The organism is Shewanella sp. 10N.286.51.B8 (assembly GCF_041469325.1).
Lineage (GTDB): Bacteria > Pseudomonadota > Gammaproteobacteria > Enterobacterales > Shewanellaceae > Shewanella.
In genome coordinates, this window is the sequence record NZ_JBFRKG010000001.1 from 93,432 (window position 1) to 100,640 (window position 7,209).

Here is a 7,209-nt window from a genome sequence, read left to right on the forward strand (position 1 = left end):
TAAATGATAGCGCTAATGGTCGTTAAATGATGGGGCTAAAGCACGAGTATAAGTGGTTGCTCTATCTTTGCTATGTGACACTCATAACAGCAACCGTTCGTTGTTATGAGTGCAGAGTGTGTGAATTATCCTGCTAGCTGATCTAAATATTGCTGGATCGCAATTTTATCACCACTAAATATTACCCTTTGCTGACGTTTGCTCATTTGGTATTGATACATAGGGTCGTAATAGCGCTCTAATAGTATTGAAATCCAATCAAAATGTTCATTAGCATCGTTTATTGAAAACTGTCGATTTATGGCGCTTTCAATAATGGCACTGAGCTGTTGGTGTTGCTTGCCACCTAAGCGTTTTTTGATGCTATTAATGCTGCTAAGCAGGTATTGGCTAAACTGTTCTTTTCCATGTTCTGCGCCATATTTATTGATAAAGGCGGCTGACTTATCAATAACATAGTCTTTATGTATTCTGTTTATACGATTCGCTAAGCTTTCTTCTAATACAATCATCTCACTGGCTTGCATCGCTTGGTAAAAAGCTTTGGGTATGGCTGAGCGCCCGATTAAGAAGCTTTCGTCTTCTAACAAGATTTTATGTTGTGGCAATTGCTGATGTTGTAGTAGCTGTGTCGCCAGCTGATTTTCGAAATTAATTTGAGTTGGTTGGGGCTCAAGGTTCTTACCAAAGCTTGAGCCGCGATGATTGGCAATGGCTTCTAAGTCAATGGACTCTGGTCGCAGTTGTAAGAGCTCGGTCTTGCCGCTGCCGGTGCTGCCGCTTAAAATGACTAAGGGCTGCAAAGTCGCCGCGGTATCAATGATATCAATTAAATATTGGCGCATGGCTTTATAGCCACCTTCAATATAAGGGATATCGATGCCGGCCTCTTTCAGCCATTGCTGTGACAACTTTGAACGTAAGCCACCACGAAAACAATATAGGTAGCTGTTGGGGTGCTTAGCGATAAACTGCTGCCAGCTTTCAATGCGCTGCTGCTTGGTTTTGCCATTAACCAATTGATGACCTAATTCGATAGCCGCCTGTTGTCCTTGCTCTTTATAGCAAGTACCAACCTTGGTACGTTCACTGTCATTCATCAGCGGGAAATTGGCCGAATGCTCGAAGGCGCCTTTACTAAATTCGATGGGGGCGCGCACATCAATGAGCGCACGCTGCTGAAGGAAAAGACGTTGATACTCGGTTTTAGCAATGATGTTAGCAGGCATTTGTTACTCTCTATGTCAGTGTAATTAATGCGCTATTGGTATTTGAAACGCTCAATTCACCAATGCAAATAGGGGCAATATTTTGCGCCTCAAGTAAAGCAACCAGTTGTTGTTCTGCGTCAGCGCTTACCGCAATCAACAAGCCGCCACTGGTTTGCGGATCGCACAGAATCGCTTTTTGTTGCTCGCTCATTTTAGGTAAGTATTGCTGATAACTGTCGAAGTTGCGTTGGGTTCCGCCTGGGGTGCAACCTAAGTTTAAGTAGTGCAGCGCTCGGTCTAATAATGGGATACTATCGAAGGTTAAATTCGCAGTGACATCGCCACCTTGGCAGACTTCAATCAGGTGACCTGCTAATCCAAAACCTGTCACGTCTGTCAGTGCATTTACTCCAGCTATTGCCGCAATATCTTGGCCGACCTTGTTTAGCTGACACATGGCATCAATGGCAATCATACTGTCTTGCTCAGTGAGCTTTTTTTGTTTTTGCGCGGTAGTGAGGATACCGATCCCTATCGGTTTAGTGAGATACAGTTTATCGCCAGCTTTTGCAGTATTATTGCGCTTTAATTGCTCAAGAGGGATTTGTCCGGTTACCGCCAATCCAAAAATCGGTTCAGGTGCATCAATGCTGTGACCGCCAGCTAACATTATTCCCGCATCAGCGCAGGCTTGGCGCCCGCCTTCAATAACCTTTTGAGCCACTTCTGCAGCTAAGATATTCACTGGCCAGCCAAGTATGGCAATAGCCATGATAGGCGTGCCGCCCATGGCATAAATATCGCTGATGGCATTAGTGGCCGCGATACGCCCAAAGGTAAAAGGGTCATCCACAATCGGCATGAAAAAGTCAGTGGTACTGATAATGCCGGTTTCATCATTGAGTTGGTAAACTGCTGCATCGTCACGGGTTTGATTGCCGACTAATAATTTAGGATCGGTAAAAGAGGGTAAAGATGAGGCAAGTATGGTGCTAAGTACCTGCGGGGAAATTTTACAGCCACAGCCGGCGCCGTGGCTATATTCAGTAAGTTTAACTGACGATTCAGACATTAATGGGTAACCCTTAAAAAGGAAGATTATCCATCATAAACACATACGGCTACCTTGCAAGGTAGCCGTTTACTTTTAATGGGTTAAAACAGACTTTAATAAGCAGCAGTGAGGCTATTCCAGTTTTTCTTTTGGGCTAACAAACGTGCTTTTAATTCTTCGACCTGCAATTTTAATTGCTGGTTGCTCAGTTGTTTACGTTTGGCATCTAGCAGTACCTTTTTCGCTTGATAATAATCCACTAGATGTTGCTTCATAAGATCATATTCGGCTTGGAAATTAGCGATTATTTCATCACAATTTGGTAAATGTGCGACCTTATTTTGCGCTCTTAATAATTGCATTTGAAGTTTGGCACTTTCGATTCGCTCTTGCGGTACTACTCGTAAATCAGTGGCTAAACCACACCATTGCATTGACTTAATTAGCCATTTTGTTGGGTCGTAATGCCACCACTTAATACCATTACGGTAGTCATTTTCAAAAATGTGATGAAAGTTATGATAACCCTCACCATAGGTCAGTAAGGCAATCATGCCATTATCTTTAGCCGTATTTTTATTGGTATATGGCTGACTGCCCCAGACATGGGCTAATGAATTAATAAAGAAAGTACAGTGATGTACGACCACTAAACGTAATAGTCCTGCCATCAGCACCATTGAAATAATATCGCCATTGAGCCAGCCTAAAAATGCCGGTAGTGCGATATTCATCAATACCACTAGGGTAAGATAATGTTTATGCTGCCACATAACGATGGCATCTTTTTGTAAATCGCGGACGTTATTATAATCATGATAACGACTGGCTTGGTATTCACGTAGCATCCAACCAATATGACTATACCAAAAGCCCATTTTGGCTGAATAAGGATCTTTGTCGTTATTATCAACGTGCTTATGATGGATGCGATGATCTGATGACCAATGCAGTGCACTATTTTGTAATGCTAATGCACCGCCAAGGGCAAATAAGAATCGCATTGCAGGATGCGCTTTATAAGCTTTGTGAGACCATAATCTATGGTAACCGGCGGTAATTGAAAGGCCGCTAGCAAAGGCAAGTACCACAAAAGCAATCCACTCAATAGCTTCAAAGCCATGTGTAAAGCCACGCCACGGCACTAAAGTCAGCGCGCCAAGTAGTGTTAGCGCAAATAAAGCAGTATTTAACCAAATAATCGGTGGTTTTTTCATTAAGATAATCCATGATTCTTATTGAGCGTACAGTTGTAAGCTAATTTAGCTCACCAACTTTATTCGGTCAAGTATCTCGGGGCTGTGTTTTTAGCTTAAAAGCGGTATTATCTGTGCAATAACATTTACTAAATGGATCTTTACATGGGTGTAAGAGCATTACAGAAAGAAAAAACCCGTCGTGCATTGGTAGATGCCGCTTTTAATCAATTAAGCGCTGAACGTAGTTTCTCCAGTTTAAGCTTGCGAGAAGTGGCAAGGGAAGCGGGCATAGCGCCAACCTCTTTTTATCGTCATTTCAAAGACATGAATGAACTTGGTTTAACCATGGTTGATGAAGGTGGACTCACACTTCGACAAATGATGCGTAAAGGTCGCCAGCGCGCAGAAGCGGGTGGTAGTGTCATTCGTATCTCGGTTGACACGTTTGTGGAAGTATTAGAATCAAATCCCAATGTTTTTCGAATTCTATTACATGAGCGCTCAGGAACGTCAGCGGCTTTTCGCGCCGCAGTAGCAAGAGAAATAGAACACTTTATTTCAGAGTTGTCTCATTACACAGAGGCGACTGCTGGAAGAACGCCAATGCTAGCTAGGGTGCAAGCAGAAGCTTTAGTCACCTTAGTGTTTAACGCTGGGGCATCAGCTTTAGATATGAAACGAGCTGACAGAAAAGTATTAGCCGATCACTTAGTGCTGCAATTGCGCATGGTGGCAAAAGGCGCTGAAGCGCTGCAACATAAAGTTGATACTAAATAGCATCAGTGAATTAATAGTAAAACTTACGCAATAAAAAAGCCGTTATGGATAACTCATCCTATAACGGCTTTTTAATATGTGTTGAACCTACTTACGTTCTAGTAGCACACCTGATTCCATGTGGTGGGTATATGGGAATTGATCAAATAAAGCGAAACGGGTGATCTTATGGGTGCTTCCCAGTACCTCAAGGTTTGCTTTTAGGGTTTCTGGGTTACATGAAATATATAAAATGCGGTCGTAGTTTTGCATTAATGCCAAGGTGTCATCGTCAATACCCGCTCGTGGTGGGTCAACGAAAATGGTATTGCAATCGTAGCTATCTAAGTCAATACCTTCTAAACGTCTAAAGGTGCGTTTTTTCGCCATCGCATCACTAAAGTCTTCAGCAGACATACGAATGATTTGCACATTATCGACTTTGTTGATGGCAATATTATACTGCGCAGCATCAACAGATGGCTTAGCTAATTCTGTTGCTAGTACGCGGTCAAAGTTTTGCGCTAAAGCGATAGTGAAATTGCCATTACCGCAATAAAGCTCTAATAAATCGCCAGTGCTGTCTTTGGTTGCTGAAATAGCCCATTCGAGCATTTTGACTGACACTTTCGCATTTGGCTGGGTAAAGCTATTTTCAATTTGTTTATAATGTAATTCTTGACCGGCTACATTAAGGGTCTCAACCACAAAGTCTTTATCTAAATCGATTTTAAGTTTACGTGCTCGGCCAATGATATTGACGTTAAACTTTTCAGCTAAACGCGCCTTCATTTGGGTCGCTTGCTCTATCCAAGTGTCGCCTAATTGGCGGTGATAAAGTAACGACACTAAGATCTCACCACTAAGCGTGGTTAAAAAGTCCACCTGAAATAACTTAAAGCGTAAATCATGATTAGGACGTAGCTCTTCCATTAATGCAGTCATCATTTCATTGATTAAAGTCCCTGCAGGCAAATATTGCTCACAGCGCACTTTCTCATCTAAGACTTTATCAAACATGTAATAGAATAAGTCATCGCCATCGTGCCATACTCGAAACTCGGCGCGCATACGGTAATGGGCTGGTTCTGAGGCAAAAACTTCTAAACTAGGCGGCGTAAAATCGGCAAAGTCCTGTTCAAGCTTGATACGCTTCTCTGCTAGTTGCGCATCATAGTTTTTAGGATCCATTGCAGCTAAATTCATTTTGTTCCACCATAGGCTGTAAATTAAGGGCGCAAATATTATACTACACAACGCTGATGTCCAGCGGATTGACTTAATCTTAATGGATTAAGTGGTTAATTTTATCTATACAGCTTTTATCACCCGCATTATGGAGAAGAGATTGTCAGGTCCAATACTTATTTTTGATTCTGGTATCGGCGGTTTATCCGTTTTAGATCACATTCAAACAAAAATGCCTGCTAAAGATATCTTCTATTTATTTGATAATGCGCGGCTACCTTATGGGGACCTAGCAGAACAAGCATTAATTGAAGGTTGTGTGGCACTGATCATCAAGCAAGTGGCATGCATTAATGCTTCCATTGTGGTCGTTGCCTGCAATACTGCCAGCACCCTAGTGTTACCGCATTTACGAAGACGACTAACCATACCTGTGGTGGGCGTAGTGCCAGCAATTAAACCTGCAGCGCAATTGACTAAGACAAAACACTTTGCCTTACTCGCCACGCCAGGGACAGTTGAAAGAGCTTATACTAAAGAGTTGATCCGTGAGTTTGCTGGTTGCTGTGAAGTGACTTTGATTGGTTCATCTGAATTAGTGCTTATTGCCGAAGAGAAAGCTAAAAGAAACCCAATAAACTTAAATGCGATAAAACCAATCTTGGCTTCGATAAATGGCACTGATATAGATACCTTGGTTTTAGGCTGCACTCACTTTCCGTTATTACGCCAAGAAATAGCTGAGTGCATTAGCCATCCAGTAACGCTATTAGATTCCGGCGAAGCCATTGCAATAAGAGTGGCGTCATTATTAGAAACAATAAATATGTCAGCTAAAGGTAAAACGAACAAAGTAGGCAGGTTAACAGCGGGATTTACAAAGAAGATAGATAAAGGCTTAGCATTAACATTAGCTGACTACGGTTTTAAGCAACTAGAGTGCATTTCCGTAGGCAGCTAATATAGGCAGCTAATAGAAGAGGTTTAGTCTTCTTTATTTGACTCAGATGGATCTGACTCTTGTGATTTAGCTTCACGCACCTTTAGTGTGCGTTCTTGGAAACTGTAATCGTTTAACTTGTTCATTGCTTTCTTGGCGCCAGTTTCAGACATTTCAACAAAACCAAATCCCTTACGGCGACCTGTTTTTCTATCTCTAACTAAACGTACTGAATTAACTGGTCCATATTCGCCGAATAAAGCTTTCACTTCACCTTCATGAACACGGTAAGGCAAGTTACCAACATAAAGTGTCATTGTTGGGCCAACATAAGGCTTATTTGAATCAGTTGCAGTTGAAGACGGAACAAAAGTGAATATAAGACTCGCTAACATAACACCAGCGATGAAAGACACGACTAATTGAACATTGGTAGAAAGAGCATAAATAACGATTGCACCTATAAGGGCAATAATTAGGGTAATAACAAATGACTTTTGCATAAGATTGTCTCTAATAAAAATGAAAAATGATAAATAACTGTTAAAAACATAGCTATGGTAATGAATTATTGAAGCTTTCACCATACTCTGATGAAAATATGACCTCAAAACACGATAAAAACCATATTACTGATAGTTACTGTAGGACAAAAGTGTTCTTTAAATACCCATAATAGTTAAAAATAAAACGATCTGTTCAAAAGCTATTCGCTTAAACGGTTTTTATATAAAAAGCCCTTGCACCAATTCAGAATCTGCCTATAATGCGCATCCACTGACACGGCAAACCACGCACTAGCATGGGTTACACGCCAAATCAGTTCACTGTAAAGTGACGTTGAAAATTGTTTTTAAATAA

At 41.4% G+C, this 7,209-nt stretch carries 7 protein-coding genes; 2 read left to right on the forward strand and 5 right to left on the reverse strand.

Annotated features, from left to right (window positions below; genetic code table 11):
- Window positions 1–125: 125 nt before the first annotated feature.
- The 3 genes from mnmH to AB4160_RS00470 form a co-directional block, all read right to left on the reverse strand.
- Complete coding sequence (gene mnmH / locus AB4160_RS00460) at window positions 126–1,229, reverse strand: tRNA 2-selenouridine(34) synthase MnmH (protein ID WP_102531930.1); 1,104 nt, start codon at window positions 1,227–1,229, stop codon at window positions 126–128.
- Between the two features lie 10 nt (window positions 1,230–1,239).
- Window positions 1,240–2,283: a selenide, water dikinase SelD gene (gene selD / locus AB4160_RS00465; RefSeq protein WP_372003160.1), complete on the reverse strand. Its 1,044-nt coding sequence runs from the start codon at window positions 2,281–2,283 to the stop codon at window positions 1,240–1,242.
- 95 nt (window positions 2,284–2,378) lie between these two features.
- Entirely contained in the window at window positions 2,379–3,482 is a 1,104-nt protein-coding gene (locus AB4160_RS00470) for a fatty acid desaturase (protein WP_102476453.1), read from the reverse strand.
- Window positions 3,483–3,626: 144 nt separating this feature from the next.
- On the opposite strand from AB4160_RS00470, the gene fabR reads away from it, so the two are divergent.
- Complete coding sequence (gene fabR / locus AB4160_RS00475; protein WP_076541308.1) at window positions 3,627–4,241, forward strand: HTH-type transcriptional repressor FabR; 615 nt, start codon at window positions 3,627–3,629, stop codon at window positions 4,239–4,241.
- An 87-nt stretch (window positions 4,242–4,328) separates the two neighbouring features.
- Here fabR and trmA read toward each other — a convergent pair whose 3' ends face one another.
- A complete protein-coding gene (gene trmA, locus AB4160_RS00480; protein WP_102436053.1) occupies window positions 4,329–5,426 on the reverse strand; it encodes a tRNA (uridine(54)-C5)-methyltransferase TrmA in 1,098 nt (365 codons plus the stop codon).
- A 142-nt stretch (window positions 5,427–5,568) separates the two neighbouring features.
- Between trmA and murI the strand changes: the two genes are divergently transcribed.
- Window positions 5,569–6,369: a glutamate racemase gene (murI, locus tag AB4160_RS00485; RefSeq protein ID WP_372003163.1), complete on the forward strand. Its 801-nt coding sequence runs from the start codon at window positions 5,569–5,571 to the stop codon at window positions 6,367–6,369.
- 23 nt (window positions 6,370–6,392) lie between these two features.
- On the opposite strand, the gene AB4160_RS00490 is transcribed toward murI, so the two are convergent.
- Entirely contained in the window at window positions 6,393–6,851 is a 459-nt protein-coding gene (locus AB4160_RS00490; protein WP_102436057.1) for an RNA-binding protein, read from the reverse strand.
- Window positions 6,852–7,209: the final 358 nt, after the last annotated feature.